Source organism: Solwaraspora sp. WMMA2059 (assembly GCF_027497315.1).
Classification (GTDB): Bacteria; Actinomycetota; Actinomycetes; order Mycobacteriales; family Micromonosporaceae; genus Micromonospora_E.
In genome coordinates this window covers 5286225-5306383 of record NZ_CP114908.1, presented here as the reverse complement: position 1 = coordinate 5306383, position 20159 = coordinate 5286225, and the positions used below count along the sequence as shown (strand labels likewise).

General features: G+C 63.6%; 15 protein-coding genes and 2 pseudogenes. 8 read left to right on the top strand and 9 right to left on the bottom strand.

Annotated features, from left to right (window positions below; all coding sequences use genetic code 11):
* Positions 1–47: 47 nt before the first annotated feature.
* Positions 48–1157, bottom strand: a complete 1110-nt coding sequence (gene proB / locus O7553_RS24335; protein WP_281551933.1) for a glutamate 5-kinase — start codon at positions 1155–1157, stop codon at positions 48–50.
* A 61-nt stretch (positions 1158–1218) separates the two neighbouring features.
* On the opposite strand from proB, the gene O7553_RS24330 reads away from it, so the two are divergent.
* Positions 1219–1533, top strand: coding sequence for an MGMT family protein (locus O7553_RS24330; protein WP_281555733.1), 315 nt, complete (start codon positions 1219–1221; stop codon positions 1531–1533).
* Positions 1534–1955: 422 nt separating this feature from the next.
* Here O7553_RS24330 and O7553_RS24325 read toward each other — a convergent pair.
* A pseudogene (locus O7553_RS24325) lies at positions 1956–2111 on the bottom strand (helix-turn-helix transcriptional regulator); the annotation flags it as partial.
* A 298-nt stretch (positions 2112–2409) separates the two neighbouring features.
* Positions 2410–2907 (bottom strand): annotated as a pseudogene (locus O7553_RS24320) (XRE family transcriptional regulator); the annotation flags it as partial.
* A 493-nt stretch (positions 2908–3400) separates the two neighbouring features.
* Between O7553_RS24320 and O7553_RS24315 the strand changes: the two are divergent.
* Positions 3401–3886, top strand: a complete 486-nt coding sequence (locus O7553_RS24315; RefSeq protein WP_281551932.1) for a hypothetical protein — start codon at positions 3401–3403, stop codon at positions 3884–3886.
* 352 nt (positions 3887–4238) lie between these two features.
* On the opposite strand, the gene O7553_RS24310 is transcribed toward O7553_RS24315, so the two are convergent.
* Together O7553_RS24310 and O7553_RS24305 are read right to left on the bottom strand one after the other, a co-directional pair.
* Complete coding sequence (locus O7553_RS24310) at positions 4239–6209, bottom strand: hypothetical protein (RefSeq protein WP_281551931.1); 1971 nt, start codon at positions 6207–6209, stop codon at positions 4239–4241.
* On the bottom strand, positions 6206–6640 hold the full coding sequence (locus O7553_RS24305) for a DivIVA domain-containing protein (protein WP_281551930.1): 435 nt from the start codon (positions 6638–6640) through the stop codon (positions 6206–6208). The genes O7553_RS24310 and O7553_RS24305 overlap by 4 nt, the downstream gene beginning before the upstream one ends.
* A 467-nt stretch (positions 6641–7107) precedes the next feature.
* On the opposite strand from O7553_RS24305, the gene O7553_RS24300 reads away from it, so the two are divergent.
* The gene (locus O7553_RS24300) at positions 7108–7392 is read left to right on the top strand and encodes a winged helix-turn-helix domain-containing protein (RefSeq protein WP_281551929.1); all 285 of its coding nucleotides are present in this window, start codon (positions 7108–7110) and stop codon (positions 7390–7392) included.
* Positions 7393–7538: 146 nt separating this feature from the next.
* A complete protein-coding gene (locus O7553_RS24295) occupies positions 7539–8384 on the top strand; it encodes an Eco29kI family restriction endonuclease (RefSeq protein WP_281551928.1) in 846 nt (281 codons plus the stop codon).
* A 2-nt stretch (positions 8385–8386) separates the two neighbouring features.
* Here the strand turns inward: O7553_RS24295 and O7553_RS24290 are convergent, their stop codons facing one another.
* Together O7553_RS24290 and O7553_RS24285 are read right to left on the bottom strand one after the other, a co-directional pair.
* The gene (locus O7553_RS24290; protein ID WP_281551927.1) at positions 8387–9181 is read right to left on the bottom strand and encodes a very short patch repair endonuclease; all 795 of its coding nucleotides are present in this window, start codon (positions 9179–9181) and stop codon (positions 8387–8389) included.
* A complete protein-coding gene (locus O7553_RS24285) occupies positions 9178–10467 on the bottom strand; it encodes a DNA cytosine methyltransferase (RefSeq protein ID WP_281551926.1) in 1290 nt (429 codons plus the stop codon). Before O7553_RS24285 ends, O7553_RS24290 begins: the two co-directional genes overlap by 4 nt.
* Positions 10468–10613: 146 nt before the next feature.
* On the opposite strand from O7553_RS24285, the gene O7553_RS24280 reads away from it, so the two are divergent.
* Complete coding sequence (locus O7553_RS24280; RefSeq protein ID WP_281551925.1) at positions 10614–11042, top strand: DUF4259 domain-containing protein; 429 nt, start codon at positions 10614–10616, stop codon at positions 11040–11042.
* A gap of 115 nt (positions 11043–11157) precedes the next feature.
* Here O7553_RS24280 and O7553_RS24275 read toward each other — a convergent pair whose 3' ends face one another.
* Both O7553_RS24275 and O7553_RS24270 read right to left on the bottom strand, forming a co-directional pair.
* Positions 11158–12654, bottom strand: a complete 1497-nt coding sequence (locus O7553_RS24275; RefSeq protein WP_281550504.1) for an IS66 family transposase — start codon at positions 12652–12654, stop codon at positions 11158–11160.
* Positions 12655–12913: 259 nt separating this feature from the next.
* On the bottom strand, positions 12914–14002 hold the full coding sequence (locus tag O7553_RS24270) for a DNA cytosine methyltransferase (protein ID WP_281551924.1): 1089 nt from the start codon (positions 14000–14002) through the stop codon (positions 12914–12916).
* 572 nt (positions 14003–14574) lie between these two features.
* Between O7553_RS24270 and O7553_RS24265 the strand changes: the two genes are divergently transcribed.
* The 3 genes from O7553_RS24265 (at position 14575) to O7553_RS24255 (ending at position 20099) form a co-directional block, all read left to right on the top strand.
* Positions 14575–16095 carry an ATP-binding protein gene (locus O7553_RS24265; RefSeq protein ID WP_281551923.1) on the top strand — a complete coding sequence of 507 codons (1521 nt, stop codon included), beginning with the start codon at positions 14575–14577 and terminating at the stop codon, positions 16093–16095.
* The gene (locus tag O7553_RS24260; protein WP_348651182.1) at positions 16037–17074 is read left to right on the top strand and encodes a PD-(D/E)XK motif protein; all 1038 of its coding nucleotides are present in this window, start codon (positions 16037–16039) and stop codon (positions 17072–17074) included. Before O7553_RS24265 ends, O7553_RS24260 begins: the two co-directional genes overlap by 59 nt.
* A 64-nt stretch (positions 17075–17138) precedes the next feature.
* Positions 17139–20099, top strand: coding sequence for a Z1 domain-containing protein (locus O7553_RS24255; protein ID WP_281551921.1), 2961 nt, complete (start codon positions 17139–17141; stop codon positions 20097–20099).
* Positions 20100–20159: the final 60 nt, after the last annotated feature.

Sequence of the window (20159 nt, the reverse complement as noted above, 5' to 3'; positions counted from 1 at the left end):
GGTCAGCTTCTCCTCGAATGTCGTGTGGTCACTCGAATGTCGTGTGGTCATAGGAGCACCAGGTCGTCACGGTGCACGACCTCCCGCTCGTATCCTGGCCCCAGCGCCGCGGCCAGCTCGCCGGTGGACCGGCCCAGCAGCGTCGGCAACTCCACCGCGTCGTAGTTGACCAGCCCACGGGCCACCGGCGCACCCGCCGCGTCGACCAGGTCGACCGGGTCGCCAGCGGTGAAGGTGCCGTCGACGGCGGTGATCCCGGCCGGCAGCAGCGACTTGCGGCGGGCCACCACCGCCTGCACCGCGCCGGGGTCCAGGTGCAGTCGGCCACGGGGTGCGGTGGCGTGCGCCAGCCAGAACAGCCGGGCAGCGGGCCGGCGCTCCACCCGGTGGAACAGGGTGCCGACGGTGTCGCCGTTGAGCGCTTCGGCGGCGAGCGGGGCGGCGGTCAGCACCACCGGGATACCGAAGCCGGTGGCGATCCGGGCCGCCTCGACCTTGGTCACCATGCCGCCGGTGCCGACCCCGGCCCGCCCGGCCTTGCCGATCGCCACCCCGGCCAGGTCGGCGGCGTCGCGCACCTCGGTGATCCGTTCACTGGCCGGCTTCGCCGGGTCGCCGGTGTAGAGCGCGTCGACGTCGGAGAGCAGCACCAGCAGGTCGGCGTGGACCAGGGCGGCGACCAGGGCGGCCAGCCGGTCGTTGTCGCCGAACCGGATCTCGTCGGTGGCGACGGTGTCGTTCTCGTTGACGATCGGGATCGCGCCGAGGTCGAGCAGTTTGCGCAGCGTGCGGTACGCGTTGCGATAGTGCACCCGCCTCGTCACGTCGTCGACGGTGAGCAGCACCTGGCCCGTCGTCAGACCGTGCCGGGCCAGGCTGGCGGCGTACCGGCCGATCAGCAGCCCCTGCCCGACGCTGGCCGCCGCCTGCTGGGTGGCCAGGTCATTTGGGCGTCGGGTCAGCCCGAGCGGCGCGAGCCCGGCCGCGATCGCCCCGGAGGAGACGAGCACAACTTCCCGTCCGTCGTTCGTGAGGGAGGCGAGAACGTCGACGAGGGCGTCGACCCGGTCGCCGTCGAGGCCGCCCTCCGCTGTCGTGAGGGAGGAGGAGCCAATCTTGACGACGACCCGCTTCGCCTGGGTAACTGCGGCACGCACGATCCCCATTCTGCTTCCCTGCCCGGCGACGCCTGGCGCGAGATCTCATATCGTGGCGCGCGTGACCCCGCAGGAGTACGTGGAGGAAGTGCTGGCGCTCGTCGAACGCATCCCGCCTGGGAAGGTCATGTCGTACGGGGCGGTCGCTGATGCGCTCTCTGAGCTTTCCGGGCGTTGTTCTGCCCGCCTGGTCGGGAACATCATGGCGCGGTACGGCTCCGCCGTCCCCTGGCACAGGGTGGTTTCCTCGGCCGGCCGGCTGCCGCCGGGGCACGAAGCCCGGGCCAGGGCTTTGCTGCGCGCCGAGGGTTGCCCGTTGCGCGGCGACGGCGTCGACATGAAAGCCGCCGCCTGGTACCCGGACACATCAAGGTGAGGCTCAGGCACGTCGTTCCCGCCTAGCCCGCTCGTGGCGGATACGTCGTCAGCCCGAGCGCCGTCGCCAGCCGGGCGACGCCGGCGACCTGCGGCCCGCACCGGGCCACCCGCGCAGTGCCTGCCCCAGCGGCACCACCGCCGACGCCGCCAGCACCCCTCCTCTGGTCGGGTGGTGTGCGACCGCCGAGCGGCGTCCAGCAGCTCCGGCACCGTCCGCAGCAACCGGGGATAGTCGCCGTGGCGGTACGTCGACCACGCATCTTCGACCCGCCGCGTCACCTCCCCCGGCGGCGTCGGCGACGCACCGGCAGGTGAAGTGGTGAACACGTCGTAGCAGGCCAGCGCCGCCCGGACCGCGTCGACGCCGGCCGTCGCGTTGCCGGGCTGCGGCCGGCCGTTGTCGCCGAGCAGTTCCGCCGGGTCGACCCGCAGCACCTCGGCGACCTGCTTGATCAGCGAGAAGCGGTCAAGGGTTCGGACCCCGCGCTCGACCTTGTCCACCCAGCTTTTCGACCGGCCGATCCGGTCGGCGAACACCTGCTGGGTCATCCGCCGCCGCACCCGCCACTGCGCCACCCGCCGCCCGACCGCCACACTCACCGCCGGTCACCCGCCGCCGACCAGGCCCAGGACACGAACCGCTCGTACAACTCGGCCGGATCGGTGATGCCGGCCTCACCCGCCCCGATGGGCAGGGCCACGGCGTACCGATCCGTGCGCGTCGCCGGCCGTCCGAGGTGGCTCTCCACGTCAACCCCGCGCCGCCGCCCAGCCGGCCGACCCGACACGGAAGCAGTCGCTGCTCCAGCAGGCCGTATCCAGAACGCTACGAGCGGTCACAGATCGGAGGGAGACAATCTGTACCTGGGTACAGCTACCAGTCGATACCCATCGCCAATGCCAGTTCCCGGGCGTCTTCGCCTACCACCCCGGTACGCCCGGCAAGCTCCATCGCCATGCCTCGGGCGTACGGCTGATGCCGGACGGTCTCCACCGACTCGCGCAGCGCCCGCCCGAGCAGGTGGACCACTGCCACCTCGTCCCGTCGCATCAGGTGAGCCCGCGCGGCGTCAATCAGGCCACCGGCCCGCCGGGTCCGGGACGGAAGCGCCGAGTAGTCGACCGTCGTCGCCCGCCGCACCGCATCACCCGGACGCACCAGATCGATGCCAAGGGTCACCCCGAACGCATCGACAACCACGGACCCGAACATCAACCACGGATGTACGTAGCCGGGACCAAGTCGGCGGGCGGCGGCGTCCGCCGAGTCCCAATACCGCCAGGCCTGTCCCGCGCGGCCGGCGCGGGCATGCCCCAGGGCGAGGCCAAGTTGCAGCTGCCCCCGCCGCGCAAGCTGCTCGACGTCGCCGCTGTCACCGCCACCCACCCCCGCAACGCGTATCGACGGCGGCATTAGCGACATCGAGCGTAGAGTGCGAAGCGCCTGACCCACTCGACGTCATCGACTTCTCCGCCGTCACCGAGCTGACCGGCAACCCCGTACGCGGCGCCTACCAGGCCCATGGACGGCGACGGCCGGCGGACCTTGCCACCGGGGGACTCGGTGGTCATCGCGCCCGCGACGTACAACGCAGTGAACAAGCTCACCTGTGGAGCATCTTCGCAACGGGGTTGCCACAACCAACGTCGTCAAATTCTCTCAGACATCGATCGATCGCAACTCTCCGAAGTCATTCAAGTTCGGAAGGCGACGATCATGGAGCGACTGCGGCGAGGAACCGCCACAGTCGCCCTTCCGTCCTTCCCCGATAGCCGCCCTGTCCGGAAGGAGAGAAATGAGGACAAGGGGATTTCTAGCCGGTGCGTTAGCTGCGGCTTTCATCGCTCTCGGTCTGACGCCCACCGTGGCAGTAGCCGCGCCCAGTGGCGGCGCTGACGCGCCCACCCACGCCTCAGTCGCCACGCACGTTCCCGCATGGGACAACGATCTCCCGACCAGGGAAGCGCCAGTCCCACACACATCGACGAACACCAGCGGCTCCGGTGGGGTCGACACGCTGGCCGACTGGATCTGCACCGTCTACGCATCGGACATCGACCACAACGGCACCTACCTCTCGGGCAACGGGTGGCAGTCCTGCTCCGGCAGCGGGTACACGCCCCCCAAGGTCGATGTGAAAATTCAGCGAAGCCGGTGGTACGGATGGGAGACCAAGTCCTCCGCGTCGGGAAACTGGGAGTACGACCCGTGGCAGGAGCTGTGGGACTACTACGAGTGCGCTGGCACCGGAACACACGACTTCCGAGTGGTCACCACGGGCTATGCTCAGTTCGGCGCGTACAGCCAGTCCGTACAGTCGCTCAACTACCTACGCATCAACTGCGACTGAGTCGGATCGTCCGAAGGAGGCGTATGGCACGGTCGACCGCCTATCTAGCCTACGTGCTTCGTGGGCTTGGCGACTTCGTCGCGAGACTCGCTCGTCGGGCGCGTCGTGCTCCCGAGCCGGAAGATGCTCCGCGGCTCGTGCCCGCCTACGACCCTCGCCTTCCGAAGGGTATCGCCTCGTACCGGCCGAGCCGGCTACGGCGGCGGCCCCGCCGCCTTAATAAGTGACATTCACCGCAATGGGATGAGGGCGGGTTCCGCCTTATGTAGGCGTTGACCCGCCCTCCTCCCGAGATGGGGGATCAATCGTCCCGGTGCCAACTATCGCCGGGCGCCGAACCGGCGGCGTTCAGTCAGATGTCGGCAGTCACCGCGGTGACCGCTCCGTCGAGGGTGGCGGCGGTGGCGATCAGCTTCGTGTGGTGCGGGCCGTCGGGCAGATGGACTTCGCATCGCCGTGGGGTGAGCAGGACGGTGACGGCGGTGCCGGGGTGGTGGGTGGCGAGTACGGTGAGCGCCGGCACCGGGTCGGGCGTGCCGTTGTCGGGCCGGGCATCGCCTGCGCCGCCGGGCTCACCCGCGTGGTCGTCGAGGTTGGTCGGTGCGGGGACCGGGGTCGTCGGGTCGGTGGGCACGGTGATGTCGCTGGCGTTGCGGAGGAACTCCAGGGCTTGCGCGATCGCTTTCGGCAGGCTGGGCTGGTGTGCCCCGGGATCCCAGCGGCCGAGGTGGCGGGTGGTGTCGGGTGGGGCGAAGCGGATCCCCCAGCGCAGGCCCTGCACCTGGTACGGGATGCCGTCGTTGCGGCGGTGGTCGGCGACGGAGACGACCAGGGCCAGACCGAGGGCGTACGCCAGTTTGACCACTGTGGCCAGGGGCGGCACCTTCGGCGGGGTGGCGCGCAGCAGGATCCGGCCGCCGGGGTGCCCGTTGGTGACATTTTCGAGGTACGCCGTGACCGGGTCGCTGCCGGGCCGGTGCACGGTGGCGTAGCCGTGCAGCAGCTCGTGGTCGCGCAGGTGCATGGTCAGGCCGTCGAGGGTGGCCAGCTCGGTCGGGTCGAGGCCGAGCTCGGTGAGGTGGTGGGTGAGCTGGTACTCCGGCGGGAGCTGGTGGATGGCTTTGCCGCCCGGGTGGTAGCCGATCCACGGCGGTGCGGCTGGCGGCGTACCGCCGAGGGGTGGCCAGTTGAGGTGCCGGACCCGGCGGCGGCCGGCGGCGATGGTGACGGTCGCACCTTGATAGATGCGGTGGGCGCCGCCGCAGGTGCGGCAGCCGCCGATCCGTTCGCAGTCGCAGTCTTCCCAGTGGGGTAGGTGGGCGCAGTCGGGGCAGCGCCGGTGCGGGATCGGCGGTCCCTGCCACGATGGTGGGGGTGGCTGCCAGGAGCGGACCAGCCGGACGGCGGTATCGGTGTCGGGGCTGGTGTTGGTGCTGGTGGTGCGCAGGGTGGTGTGCCACCAGCGGCCGTCGCGCCAGATGGCGTGCGCGCCGGGGGTCGGTTCGCCGGTGAGCAGCGCGGTGCAGTCGGCGACGATGCGGCGTTCGAGCTGGTCGACGTCGACCGGTGGCGGGCCGAGGCTGATGCCGCTGGCCGGGCGCGGGGTCACGTAGTGGGCGGGGGCGTGCTGGCTGCGGTCGACCAGCTCGTAGCAGGCGCGGGCGACACTGACCCGGGTGGCGGCCTCGGCGAAGCTGCCGTAGCGGCCGGTGCCGGCGGGGACCGGGCTGCCGGGCAGTTCGAAGCGGACGTCCCAGCGGAAGCGGTCGCTGTCGGGGGCGAACGAGTCGCGGCGGGCTTCGACGACCAGGTCGAGGCAGAGCAGTTCGGCGGTTTCGCAGAGTTCGCCGAGGCGGCGGGCCGGGTCGGGCGGTGGTGGGGCGGCGGTGCGGCCGTACCAGATTCGCCATGGTTCGTAGCCTTCGCCGGCGATCGGCCCGGCTTCGAGGGCGTGCCGTTGGTGGTCGGGCAGGTCGGGCTGCCAGCCGGCGGGCAGCTCCGCCCACGGGGCGAAGATCGGTTCGCCGGGCAGTTCGGGGTCGTAGACGTGGGCGGCGCCAACCTGGGTGGCGAGGTCGTCGACGACGGGTGCCAGGTCGAGGCACCAGAAGCGGCCGTCGTCGGTGCGGGTCGGGGTGACCGCGCCGGGTACGACGTTCGCCGACGCGACGGTGGCGGTGTCGATGTTGGCGACGGTGAGCACGAACTGGGCGCGGCGTTTGCCCGCCCCGCCGCAGCGCGGGCACGCTGCGGCGGGGCTGCCGTCGCAGCGGGGGCAGCTGACGACGGTGACGGTGTGGTGCGGGGTCGGGTCGTGGGTCACGACTGCCCCGCGTACCTGGCGGTGGGGGTGCCGGCGCCGGTCCAGGCGGGCAGGTTGACGGTGGCCTGCGCGGCGCGGGCCTGGCTGGTCTGCCAGCGGCGGAGCGCGTCCTTGATCCGGTCGTTCTGCTCGTAGGTGCGGTCGAGCTCGGCGTAGACGACGCCGAGGTCGTGGGCGACCCGTTCGAGGAAGGCGGCGACTTCGCCGGGGTCCAGGCCGGGTCCGTGCGCCTTGCGGGTGACGGTCGGGAAGCGGTGGCTGCGGATCTGCCAGGGCCGGATCGGCCGGTACGCGGCGGGCCGCTGGTTGCGGCTGCGACCATCAGCGGGTACGCGGTAGACACCGCTGCCGTTGGGCCAGTCGCGTGGTGGCGCGCCGGCCATGGTGCGGCGTTGCCGGCGCAGCCGCCAGCGTCGCCAGAGCTCTCGCATCACGTGTTCCTCCCCAATTCCTTGACTGCTGGTGTTCGGGTCTGGCGGTGTCGTGGGTGTGCCTGGACTGGGGTGGCCCTGCCGCTTGCCGATCCCGGCGGGGCCACCCCCACCCCGATCGCCGCAGCCCTCCTTGGCAGTACGGCGACCAGGGCAAACCTTCGGGGGCCGGGACGCCCAACGGCATAACCCGCTGACCGCCCCGACCGGGTGGATCCACTCAGCGCCGACCGAGTAGTTCCGCCTAGAACCTACGTTACCGGGTACGCTGGCGCTACCCCGTAACGCTAGTTTCTTTGATCGATGTCACCCAAGCCTCATCGACCCAGGCGATGGGCGGAGGCGTCCGACAAGGGCTGCATGTGAGTGCGATGCCAGCCTGCGTTACCCAGTAACGATTCAGTACCCCGTAACGCATGTTCTCCCCGGTGTGTGGTTTCTTGGACTTGCCGACCGAGGGAGTGCCGATGGCTACGCCGCTCTACCAGCAAATCGCCGACGACATAGCGGAACAGATCCGTGCCGGGGTGCTCAAGCCGGGTGACCGCCTGCCGTCGACCCGGCAGCTGATGGCGAACTACGAGGTGAGCGAGACCGTCATCCGCTTCGTGATGATCCAGCTCAAGGCACAGAGTCTCGTCTATGGGCAGCCTGGACGTGGTGTCTACGTTCGCGGCCCGGCCGATGGCGACGAAGGTCCGCGCAAGCACGTGTCGCTACGGCCTGCCGAGGACCCCGAACCGGAGCAGTGAGATTGTTCGGCATCCTGGCTGCTGAGCACCGCTGAGCCACAACCGGCCATGGGGTCGCCTGTCCCCATCGTCTGTGGACCCTCAAACGTGGCTCGGTCGACGCTATGTCAGAATCCAACCTCGTTCAGTCATCGGAGGTGGCGCAGGTGCCAACGTGGACGGCAGAATTCCGGCTCAGCATCACCAAGGCGTTGGCTGACCAACTGGAAGCCACCCTGCGGCCGCTCACCCCCGCCACGCTTGACAAAGACCACCTGGAGCGAGTCCAGTCCCGTCCCGGCGTGTACTGCCTGTTCCATCAGGGCAGACGGGTGTATGTCGGCAAGGCCGCCAAGTCGTTGCAAGAGCGACTGAACCAGCACCAGCGGAAAGTGACCGGCCGCGCCGGGCTTGACCCGGCTGACATCCGTTTCGTGTGTGTCTACGTCGACGAGGACCTCGACGCCGCCGCGCCCGAAAAGCTCCTGATCAAGAACTATCGGACGCACGACAGCATCCCCTGGAATACGAACGGCTTCGGCAACAACGATCCTGGGCGGAACCGGGACGGCAGCAAGGTCAGGAGCGGACACTTCGACGCCCTGTACCCGATCGACTTGGACTTCAGCATCCTATGCGCTGAAGGCGTCAAGTCCGTTGATGAGCTGCTTGAGCAGGCGAGAACTGATTTCCCCTTCCGGATCCGCTGGGATAGCGGCGCTGCCGCGAAGGCCGCCTACCGGGCAAGCAACGTCCGCTTGGGCGACGAGGAGCTGACGGTGCGCGCTTGGGCCGCCAGGCTGGTCGCCGCTCTGCCGGAGGGCTGGCAGCTCACGGCGCTTCCGGGCTACCTCATCCTGTACCGCGAGGAGCGCCGTTACGAAAGCGGACTGGGATGGTGGCGTCGTAGCGCCGATGGTTCGGCGCAGTACACGAACGGTCCAAAGAACTTCGCTGCCGGACCTGCCGAGGATGACCCGGCTGAACCTGGCGATCTCGACCAGGGCCCGTAGCGTCAGGCTGACTGGCGCGTCGTGGCCAGCTGGCGAGTCACCTCCACTACCCGCTCGGCTGCCGCCGCCAGATCCTCGTGCTCCCAGATGCGAATCACCGTCCAGCCAGCCTCGGCCAGGACTCGGTCAGTCTTTCGATCGCGTACCCGGTTGCCCTCAATCTTGTCCCGCCAGAACTGGGCGTTTGTCTGCGATGCCCGGTGATGATCAGGACAGCCGTGCCAGAAGCATCCGTCGACAAATACCGCGACCCGGACCCGTGGAAACGCGATGTCGGCAGTGCGGCGGACAGCTGGAATAGGCCGGAAGTTGACCCGGTACCGCAGTCCGGCCTTGTGAAGGAGCGAGCGAACCTTGAGTTCCGGACGGGTGTCGCGCCCCTTGTTGGCCTGCATGCTTGCCCGGACAGCGGGGCTGGACGCCCAGGAAGTGTCGCTCGCAGTCTCCTTCACCGCCAGCAGCTCACGCGACCAGGCGAGTCGCCAACCCTCGGCGAGGTTTTCCGCCCTGGTGGCGTGACTGACCTCGCCCAGGTAGCGGGCGGGAGACTTGCCGCGGTCAGACCAACGGAGATACGCACGGATGCGCCTGGATTTGGGCAGCAGCTTGAGCTCCACCGACGCGCGGGCCCAGCGCCCGTCGCCAAGATCCACCCATCGCCGGTCGTGTCCGCCAGCGGCGCGGTCCTGCTCGGCGACGACCGACTGCCGACTCCGACCTTTTCGGCCCTTCCACGCACGTGCGCTCGGGAGCTTGTCGGCCCAACGATGATCAGACTGTTGGAGATCCTCGGTCATGGCTGCTGGTCGGCCTCGTCAAGCGCTTCGGCGATCTTGCGGGCGAAGAACTCGCCGAGAACCACGGGGACGGCGTTGCCGAGCTGCCGCATCTGCTCACCGCGAGGCCCGGCGAGCTTCCAGTCGTCGGGGAACGTCATCACCCGAGCTGTCTCCCGTACGGTCATGTATCGGTGTCGGTAGGCATCCGCCGAGGGGTCGAGATCGTCCGTGAGCATGACGGACTCCCCGCCTGGCACACCGTGCACGCCGGCCTTGACAGTCTTCGCCGGCCGGTCGAGCTCGTTCGGAGTGTGGCCGGCGTAGATCCGCGCACCGGGCCAGCCGATGTGGTCGGTGACCCCACCAAGCAGATACTCCTGTCGGTCGAGTCGATTCCATGGCACCGGAGGTAGGGGCGGCTGGCCATCGGTGCCAGCGATCGCGTCGCGTAGCGTGCGCCAGGGGAGAGTGCCGTCAGCGATGGTGATCGCGCCGGACAGCCGCGACATTACGCGCCGGCGGACATGGCTGGGCACTCTTGGATGCCGATCCCAGTAGGTCCCATCCAGCATCGTCCGCGCCAGGGCCGACTCCGAGTGCGTCGGCCTGACTGACTGCTCGAAGCGGTCAAGGTCGACCCCGAGATCAGTCCTGAAGGCCACCAGGATGATCCTGTTGCGAATCTGTGGCACTCCGTAATCGGCGGCGTTCACCGGAAAGGTCCGGACCTGGTAGCGCTGCTTCGGGTCGGATGGCGTCTCGCCGAGCCTGCGACGGAGGATCTCGTCGTGCTCCTGCCAGGACGCCGCCTCATCGCGCTCCTCGAAGGGGAGCTGTAGCTCTCGTTCGATGTAGTCGAAGTAGGGACGGAACGACGGACGGAGCAGGCCCCGCACGTTCTCGCAGATCACGGCCTTGGGCTGGATCTCCCGGATCGCGCGGAACATCTCCGGGAACATGTTGCGTTTGTCCTCGTCGCCCTTGGCGACGCCGCCCAGGCTGAAGGGCTGGCAGGGAGGACCTCCCGCGAGGAGGTCGACGCGATCCCACAGGTAGCTGAAGTCGACCTCGCGTACGTCACCCTCGACCAGCGGCCACTGGTCCTGGCGCGTCGGGAGCCACTCGACCTCACCGCGCGTCGTGGCGGCGTTGAGCTTCAACGTGTCACAGGCGTACCGGACCATCTCGTTGACCAGTAGGGGGCGGAAGCCCGCTCCGTGGACGGCCATGGCCAGACCGCCGCCGCCAGCGAAGAGCTCCACCGACGTGCGGTCCACGGTTGGCTCTTCTGCCAGATCAGACATAGCAAAACTATACCGCGGAGTTGTAGATCTTGGAAGTCCGGCTCGCCGGAGGGGTCGGTTGGACCAAGGCAGGCGCGTGCGGGGACACCTCTGCTTGGCCACCCACCGACATGTGGTTGGGTCTACATGCGTTCGAGGGAGAAACGATGGCGACCTGGCAGTTCGGTCCGTTCGACAACGACGAGGCGGTGGAGTGGTGCGCCGCCCTGGAGGAAGCCGATCCTGATCAGCGTGCCGAGCTGACCCGCGAGGCGCTCGCGAAGATGGCATCGCCTGCAGGCGTCGGTACTGCGGAGGACGCGGCTCGCGCTATCGCCGCTGCGGCCGTGGTCCTCCAGGCGCTCACCGGCAAGCCGGTCTCCGCGTCGGCGTACAGTCCCCATTTTTTGGCCGAGCGGAACGATATCCAGCTCGATTCAGGAGTCCGAGAGCTAGCTGTGCGGGCGATCGATGTCGTTCTCGCCGTCGGATCCGCTTGGCGAATTCATTGGCAGGCGGACGTCGAGGAGGAAGAGGCCATTACAGTGGTTGAAGGCTTGCGGAACTCCCTTGCTCACCACGGGTCGACAGATTGAACTTATGCTACTGCAAACATTCAGGTGGTGCGCGCTGGGATTCCGCGTGGTGGCATAGCGTGATGGCCGGTTGGTTGGTGGCCGCCGGCTGATGTTGACCTGGGTGGGGTGGGGGTCAGGTGGGTGCGGGTAGGTTCGGCATCCAGGGTCGTCCGAGGATGGCGTCGCGCAGGACGGCCATTTTGTCGAGGCCGTTCTTCGCCGCGCTGGAGACGTAGCCGAGGATCTTGTACCGATCCTTGGTGCGTTGCTCGCTGGTGAGCCGCCCGGAGATCTTCTGCTGGATCTTCGCCGGTCGCAGGTCCCGTTCGGCCTGGTTCGACGTCGGCGGCACCAACAGGTCGTCAACGAAGCGCAGCACGTCGGCACGTCGGTCCCGGAAGACTTCCAACAGCAGGCGGGCTTTACGCTCACCCGGCCGGTTGCCGATGGTGCTGGTGTCGGACAGTCCGACCAGCACGCCGTGGTGCAGCCGGTACAGCAACTCGGCCTTCACTGTGGGGTCGATGCCCGGCCGGTTCTGCTCACGGGCCGTGTTCGTCTCGTGGATCAGCGCGCGCAGCGCGTCGGAGATCTGCTTCGGCCAGACCGCGTCGGGGTACACCTCGGCCGCACCGTCAAGATCACGTAACAGGTGAGCGCAACACAGTTGGTGGACCAGCGTGCCCAACTCGGCCGAGTCGTAGTTCCGGTACCGGTCGTGCACGACCACCGAGCCGGTCAGGTCCTTGACCACGAACGCCGTGAACGTGGCCAGGTCCCGGTCACCGACCTGGTAGTGAGTCCACAACTCGGTACACGCCACGAGCAGGTACTTCTCGGCCTTCTTCCGGCCCGGCCTCGGTTTCTTTGGCCCGACCCGCAGCGGCGTCTCGTCACAGCACACCGCGTACGCCAGGGTGATCAACATGCGGATCCGTTTGTCGACCTCGCTGGTCAGCGCCGCGACCCGGGTCAGCACGCCGTGCACGAACCCCGGCGACGGTGTCGCACCGGTCAGCGACCGAAGCATCTGTACACACCGCTGCACCGGGATGAAATGCACGACCATCAGATAGACCGCCCACGCCTGCAGGTTCGGGCCGTACCCCACCGGACCGGCCCCCGCGCCTTCCGGCCGGGCCGCGGTGTGCAGCTTCCCGCACCCACACCGCACCGCATGCTGGTCGTACTGGGTCAGCGTCGCGGTCATCAACGGAACCTCGACCTGCTGATACCGGTCCACCACACCCAGATCCCGCGCGTCCACCAACTCCGCGCCGCACCCGCAACTACCCTCGGGGAACCGGTCCCGCCGCTGATCAGGAGCATCCGACCAGGCCAGGTTCGACCCCGGCGCACCCCGCTGCCTACCCCGCGTACCCGCCGGGGTGTCCCGCTTCTTCCTCGCCGCAGGTGGCGTACGCCCCGGATCATCATCCTTCGACGGCGGAGACGACGAGTTCGACGAGTTCCGCGACAACAGATGCTCGACCCGCGCCAGCCGCACCGCGAGCGCCTCGTACGCCGCCGTCAACTCCGCGATCTGCGCGTCCTGCTCAGCAATCCGAGCGTCCTGCGTCCGTGCCAGCGAGATCAACTCTTCACGAGACAGATCCTCCGACACCGACACGCCAAGATCAAACCACAACGGACAGAACGGCGTCGAGCCGGTCGAACCCCGTCACTCAACCCGCGCTGACCGTCACTCTTCGCGCACCACCTGAATGTTTACATGCTACTGTCTTACTATGGTGCGTTTCCGTCACTTGGGGATAGTGCTATCGTCTCGCTGCCACTGATGCGCAACAGAAATAATGAACCTGGAGTGCTCATCTCGGGAGATCTCGATATTTGATCTGACTGTGCAGATTAGGCCTGGGTAGACTCGTCTATTGGTCGGTCCCTTCCAATGTGCCTCGACTATCCATTTCACTGATTGTTAGCCCGATCCGCTGTGCGAGCAGACTAGGTACTGCGTTACCTACCTGCAGGGACCCTTTCTCGATGCCTCCATATAGGCGTGCAGTTTCATCGAAGGTCTGTAGAAGCATCGCCTCGCGTAGCGTTATTGCCCGATTTTGCTCCGGGTGTGCAAATCGACCTCGGGTGATGTTGGTGCAGCCGGATGTCAGGGTCGGTGCGACTTCATCCCAACGCATCCGACCGTAAATGTCATGGTGGCCATTGTGGCCTCTATGGCAGTCAAGGACAAGATGATCTGGAAGATCAGATCGTCCGCCGCCTTCGGGTATATGACTCAGGCGCTCTAGCGCCTTTGCGCTATGGCGGCGCGCCTTGTGAAACTCGTCAAGCGGATCCTGTTCGCCAGGCTCGAGGCGTGGCAGATGACCAATCGCGTCGCGTACAGAGACGAATTTGCTGCGTCCGTCGTAGCTGGAGCGATCCCTACTCTTTGTGTGCCAATGCGTCGGCTGTGGAAGTTCTGGCTCGGTCACCCTGCTACCGATCACTAGAACCCGACGCCGCCTCTGGGGTACGCCGAACTCCGCAGCGTCAACAATGCTCTGTTTGATCTTGTATCCCAAGCGAGCGAGAATCTGCTCGAAAGCATCGTAGTACGGACGCCAGCGCCCTTCAACGAGGCCAGGAACGTTCTCAAAGGCAATATGCCGCGGGTGAATCTCGTCGACAAGCCGAAGGTACTCGTATATTAGCTCCCTCCGCTGCTCGTCGTAGTCCAATGGCTTTGCGGCGCGACGCAGTACGCTGAAGCTTTGGCACGGCGGGCACCCAAAAAGTAGCGTCAACTCGCCGCGACGGAGTCCGGTAGGCGCCAGAAGATCTTCTCCGCGCACGTCCCGAATATCCTTGATGATGGGCGCAACGCCTGTGTTCATCGTGAAAGCCGCAGCTGCGTCAGAGTCAATCTCGACGGCTCCGACGGTACGGAAACCTGCACGGTGGAAGCCCATCGTTCCGCCGCCGCATCCGGAGAAGAGGTCCACGACGGTTCGCACGCATCCCCCTGTCACAGTAGCCCTTACGGGTGTAGATCAAGACACTACCGTCCCGAAGCTCGCACCGTACAGACAGAGCCTGATGCTAGCTAGGTCGACATGCGGTTCGCACCTCCTCCCAGGGTGGGCTGGCCGATCATCCTTGCCGACGAGGCGACGAGGAGGGCCACAAGGAAGCCGGGTTCCTCGCCGAGCATGGACTCGTGGATCTCTCAGAGTAGGTCTGAAGGTGGAGCCCATCTCTGCGGATAACCAAGGTAGCCCCCTCCAAGCCGCTGCCCTGGTCTGGCGCAGCCTACGTCCCTGCCTGCCTGCGGTTAGCCACGTCTACTTAGCGGATAGGCGCTCAGCCGGCTGGTCCACCCTGGTGTTGCCAGCACACGATCGCATAGGGTGATTGATCAAAGGATGCGAAGTCCGGCTACATGTGCACCGTGCGAGCTTGCCGTTACGTTGCGTGTGGTCGTGCTTCGGCAGGTACTACAGACATCGGACATAGTGGCCGTGGCTGCGTGTCGCGGTCGCCATGGGCGGCTGACGATGGTCCCCGTTGCGCTGAGAGGATGAGCAAAGTGAGCGACGGCCGTGACATCCTCGAACGACGGATCCTGGAACCTGATCCAGGGCTGGTTAAGAGTCTCGGAATGCATCACACGCTCGAGTCTGCGATCGCCGACCTGGTCGATAATAGTATCGACGCTAATGCCTCTCGGATCCTAATACAATTTGAGACCTCTAATCGTAGCCCGGTGGGGCTTGTGGTAATTGACAACGGCGAAGGGATGAACGACGAGCAAGTCGATGAGGCTATGCGCCTTGGGCGTCAGCGTAAATATAATCGGCGTGACCAGGGGCATTTCGGAATCGGACTCAAGGCTGCATCATTCAGTCATGCTAGCACCCTCGCATTGTACACAACTACAGACCGACTAACCTATCATGGTCGTCGTTTGCGTCAGCAAGACGTACAGCGAGACTATGGGTGCGATGTTCTCCTGCCAGACTCATTTCGGGATGACGCAATAAGGCGCCTCGACCGGATAGGCGCTAAATCCGGCACTATCGTGAAGTGGTCCCATACGCGCTTTCCGAAATTTACCGCCTTGGCGAGTGATGACTGGATGGAGGGTGCCAGGACGCGAACTCGAATGCACCTGGGTCTGATATATCATCGACTCATCAAGTCCGGACGCCTACGGATCGAGGTCGAGATACTAGACACCGATCGCGGCGAAGCCGGATGGCCCGAACCGGTCGTTGCGGTTGACCCACTAGAATTTGGAGCCTCAGCTGTCTCGGGCTATCCGAAGGTTATCGACGCCAAAATTGCAGGCGAGAAAATTCGGCTCGTCTGTCACATAATTCCACCAAAATCGAGCGGCCCTTCATTCCGGCTCTACGGGCGAGACGGCGCAGAGTTTCAAGGTTTCTATATCTATAGGAACGACAGGTTGTTGCAAGCCGGCGGATGGAATGACGTAATCGTTGGTGATCGGAAGAGATCCCTTGCTCGAGTGGTGATTGATGACTTTGATGTGCTAAGCAAGCATGTCCGGATGAATCCAGAAAAAAGTGGGATAACGTTCTCGCACGAACTCGGGGTCGGTATCGCTAAAGCTGCGGCGTCGGCTCGTGCTGACGTCCGAGTGTCATTCGCCGACTACATAGCGAGGGCTGAAGACGTCCTGGTTGAATCACGACGCCGCACTCGGCGTGCACGTTCCCCTGTTGCTGAGCCTTCGAAAGGTCTCCACGAAGATATTCGACGGGTGATCCGATCCGAGATACCGATTCGCCGACACGAAGAACCCGTCGAGGTCCGCTGGCGGCAACTGCCAAAAGGTCGCTTCATCGAACTTGACCCTGTTCAACGCGTAATCTACCTCAATAAGTATTACCGGACGATGCTCACTGGAGGGCGAACAGGGCTGAGCGACGCGCCGTTGCTTAAGACCCTAGTCTTCCTTCTTACCGAAAAGGTCTTCGGAGGCCACTATTGGGGACCGCGTGACAAGGACTTAGTTGAGATGTGGGATGCTGTACTCGGCGCTGCCGTGCAGGTCGAGCTTGATTATCGAAATGGGGCGCGCTAGCTTGAGAAGTCAGGAGAGCCGACACCTCTCGCGCGCGGCGCTGGAGGAGTATCTTGTTCGCTCCGCCCCGGCGGTGATTGTTATACCAGGCCAACCGGTATGCCTCGTTACCTTCGACCCATTGAACTGCGAAATGTCACTACGAACACTTCGTGCTTTTGAGGATCTGCCGGATGTATCTAGCTATACACACGTGGAGTGCAGGTTCGTTATAGCTGGCGGAGAGGAATGGTCGGAGATCTCCATCAGCTACGGGGTGAATGGTCGTGAGGCATATTTGCTGATGAGTGACGTTGCCGATCTAATTCAGCTAAACAATCTTTCGTTCTCGGCCGCAACCCTATCGGCGTTAAATACATTTGAGGATCTATTTGCTCGGAACGGCATTCTCGGATTGGAGAAGCAAGTCGGGCTCTTCGGCGAGCTACTTTTCCTAGAGTCGTGTTTGAAAACCATAACGCCCGATGCCGCAATTGCCGCGTGGAAGGGGTGTGATGGAAATGAGCATGACTTCGTCATCGCTGGAGCATGTTTTGAAATCAAGTCGACCACTTCAGAAAAACGTCGTCATCAGATTACCAGCCTGGAGCAGCTGAATCCATCACCAGGATTGCCTTTGTGGCTGATATCGGTTCAACTTACATCGGCAAGCCCAAGTCATGGCCGTACGCTCACGCAGCTTATCGAAGATGTCCGCGATGCTAGCGGTGGCGTGGGCGGAAAACTCGAACGAATGCTAGTCCGCGCAGGATGGCGCGAGCGGGACCGTTCGGCCTACCAGGAGCACTTCACGCTTCGATCCGTACCGGCGGCCTACCTCGTGGATCACGATTTTCCTGCACTCAACCGTAGAATAATTCAGCTTAGTTGCGCGAACCCGAGTATGTTGCTCGATGCGACGTATGCGGTTGACATCACAAGTTTAAAGCCAGCCGAACCGCCCGCGCCTGCCAATCATTTTGTGAGTGGGAGTATCTAAGAGTATGCCGAAGTCGCCTAGCCTCTGGGAGACCGACCTGGTCTCGGCCGTGTCCGCTCTTAAGATGAAAGGTCCGGCATCGCTTTTGAAGTACGTGAACATCGATCGTGAGGGCGATGATGCCGTGACGATCGATGATCTTCAGGAGCTCCTCGATAACTATAACCAGCAGCAGAGCTGGGGTGTGTGCCAACTAGCGCTCGCTCTGGCAGAGTGGGATTTCGCTGTAAGCCCAACATGGGACTCCGGCGATGAGTGTACGACGCCAAGAACTAGCGACCGGCGAAGGTTGATTTATCGTTTGCTGGGTATGCCGAGTGCTGCGGCGAGTAGGCTAGACGATATTGCGCCGGTGGCGACAATGCGCTCTGCGGTTATCAGCACCAAATGGGTGCCGTGGTATGATCACGTCAGACGGTCGGAATCCGCGTTCTACTGGCCACATTATCGCGACTATTTAATGCAGCACCGCAGTTGGTCCGGCGAATCAGTCGCGGCCCTCGATAAGTCGACCAACGATGTAATCGAACGCATTTCCGATCCGAGTTCTGAGAACACTTACCAGTCCAAAGGATTGGTAGTAGGTTATGTTCAGAGTGGCAAGACCGCAAATTTTACCGGAGTGATCGCCAAGGCTATCGACGCTGGCTACCGCTTAATAATTGTGATGACTGGGACTGTTGAACTCCTGCGTTCTCAGACTCAACGGCGACTAGATCGTGAGCTGGTCGGTGTGGAGAATCTAATCCGAGGCCTGGATGATAGTGAAGGCGCCGAGGAGTTCGACTACGCTGGCGATGACGACTGGATCGATCGAAAGTTCATCAGTCATGGTGACAACTTCATTACAAGAGGATATCCTGGAATCGAGCGGATGACACTCTTGCATGATGACTACAAGCGGCTGAAGCAGGGTCTTAGTCGCATGCAGTTCCATCTTCGTGATCGTTCGAAGCCATTTTGGGATCCTGATAATCTGATGCCTGCGGACGCACGATTGGTCGTTGTGAAGAAGAACGCAGGAGTTCTTAAGAAACTGGCCCAGGATCTGAAGCCGCTAAAGCACAAGTTGGCGGAAATACCGGCCCTTATCATAGATGACGAATCGGATTTGGCATCGATCAACACAAAAGATCCAAAAAAAAGTCGCGACCGTACCGCTATAAATCTTGCAATCACTGATCTGCTTAGTCATCTGAAGCGCGGTCAGTTGGTGATGTATACGGCAACGCCGTTTGCCAACTTTTTTGTAGATCCTGATGATGCGTCTAACATCTTCCCCAAGAATTTCATCCTCGCGCTTGACCGGCCCCCTGGATACATGGGCGTCGAAGACTTCCATGACGTCCACTGGAGTAGTGAGGACGACAAAACGGATCCAGCTACCTCGAACGAGCGCGCGTTCGTCCGGGCAGTTGGCCCTCCACCGGAATATGTTGGCGACAGTCAGTACTCGCAGCGCAAGGCGGAGATGCAGATTGCGCTAGATTCCTTTGTGCTTTCGGGTGCAATAAAGGTTTATCGTGAGCTGAACGGTACGCGCTGTTTTCGACACCACACGATGCTGATTCATGAGACGACAAATACTAGGGGTCACCGTGAGCAGGCGGACCTTGTGCGTGAAGTGTGGGCGGAGGCAGAATACGGTACACCGGCGGCGTTGGTTCGTTTGCGTCAACTCTGGGTATCTGACTATAAATTGGTTTGTGCTGCTCGGGCAAAAGGGCTTCCTGTTCCTGCATCCTTCGATGAACTGATAAGTCCTCTTGGTGAGGCATTTCATAGGATCAAGGAAGTTGCGGACCCGATCCTGATCGTTAACAGCGATGCGGATATTCAGAAGAACCAGCAGGCGCTTGACTTCGATCGAAATAGTGTCTGGCGTATCCTCATTGGTGGAACCAAGTTAAGTCGTGGGTTTACAGTTGAGGGCCTGACTATTTCCTTTTATACTCGCAAAGCTCTCCAGGGTGATACTCTGATGCAGGCTGGCCGCTGGTTCGGATTCAGAGACGGTTACGGAGACCTTGTTCGGCTATTTATCAGGCGAGACCCGTTTGATGCCATTAGGCGTGTTGATCTCTACGAAGCGTTCGAGGGTCTAATGCGTGACGAGATGGCGATGCGTGAGCGGCTATTTGACTATGAAGGATTCAACGATGATGGTACTCCAACCTTGGAGCCGTGGCAGGTTCCTCCGGTTGTTAGCCAGCATCTGCCTTATTTGAAGCCAACCGGACGCACCAAAATGTTCAACGCAAAGATAGATAGCTCCGGTGATGCTGGTCGGCTTAAGGACTATTACGGACTTCCCGTTCGCAAGGATGCCGACGCCAAGGCTGCGAATTTCAAAGCCGCCCTCCCGCTCCTATTAGCGACTGTGGAACGTAAGGTGTTCATGGCCAGTAGGAGGAAGCCGGAGGATCCGTCTACGGCCTTCGAGGCGCTCGTTGGCGTCGTTCCGGCTGAGGAGTTCCTGCGCGTGCTGAAGACGCTTGTGTGGCACGAGGACTACAAAACAAAGGTTGTCGACCCAACGGTCCGATTCTATCAGAACCTTGTCGATGGCGGTCGCCTCCAACGCGCCGTTGTGATCTGGCCGCAGCTTGTCAAATCTGTTGAGAGTCGGATGATTCCAGGGCTGGGTCAAGCTCAGATCATCACCAGAAGTAGAAGGTCTTCGCCGCGAATTGACTTTGTTGGCAGCGACTCTAAGCATCGGGATGCTCCAGAGCGGATCGCAGGCGCGTCGAAAGGTTCGGTCGATGCTGTGGCCGATGCTCTGCGAGATCAGACGGGTCGGACGGCTGCGGTGCTTGTCTATTTGGCCGCCGACATTGCGTCGTATGACAGTGACAGGCCATGTCGCGTGTCTGAAATTTCTGATCCCGTAAGTCTCGGAGATCTTGCGACACTGATTTCGATTGCGGCGCCCGCTACCGCGACTCCGCACGGTCGTTCCGTCATCCAGTGGACCGTGCGCCGTGGGGGTCATGAGGGTGATCCAACGATATCGCAGACGTAACTAGAGTCCTAGTGCCCGTTTTGGATATTATTGTTCGGCGGCTATCGGCGCTAGCCACCG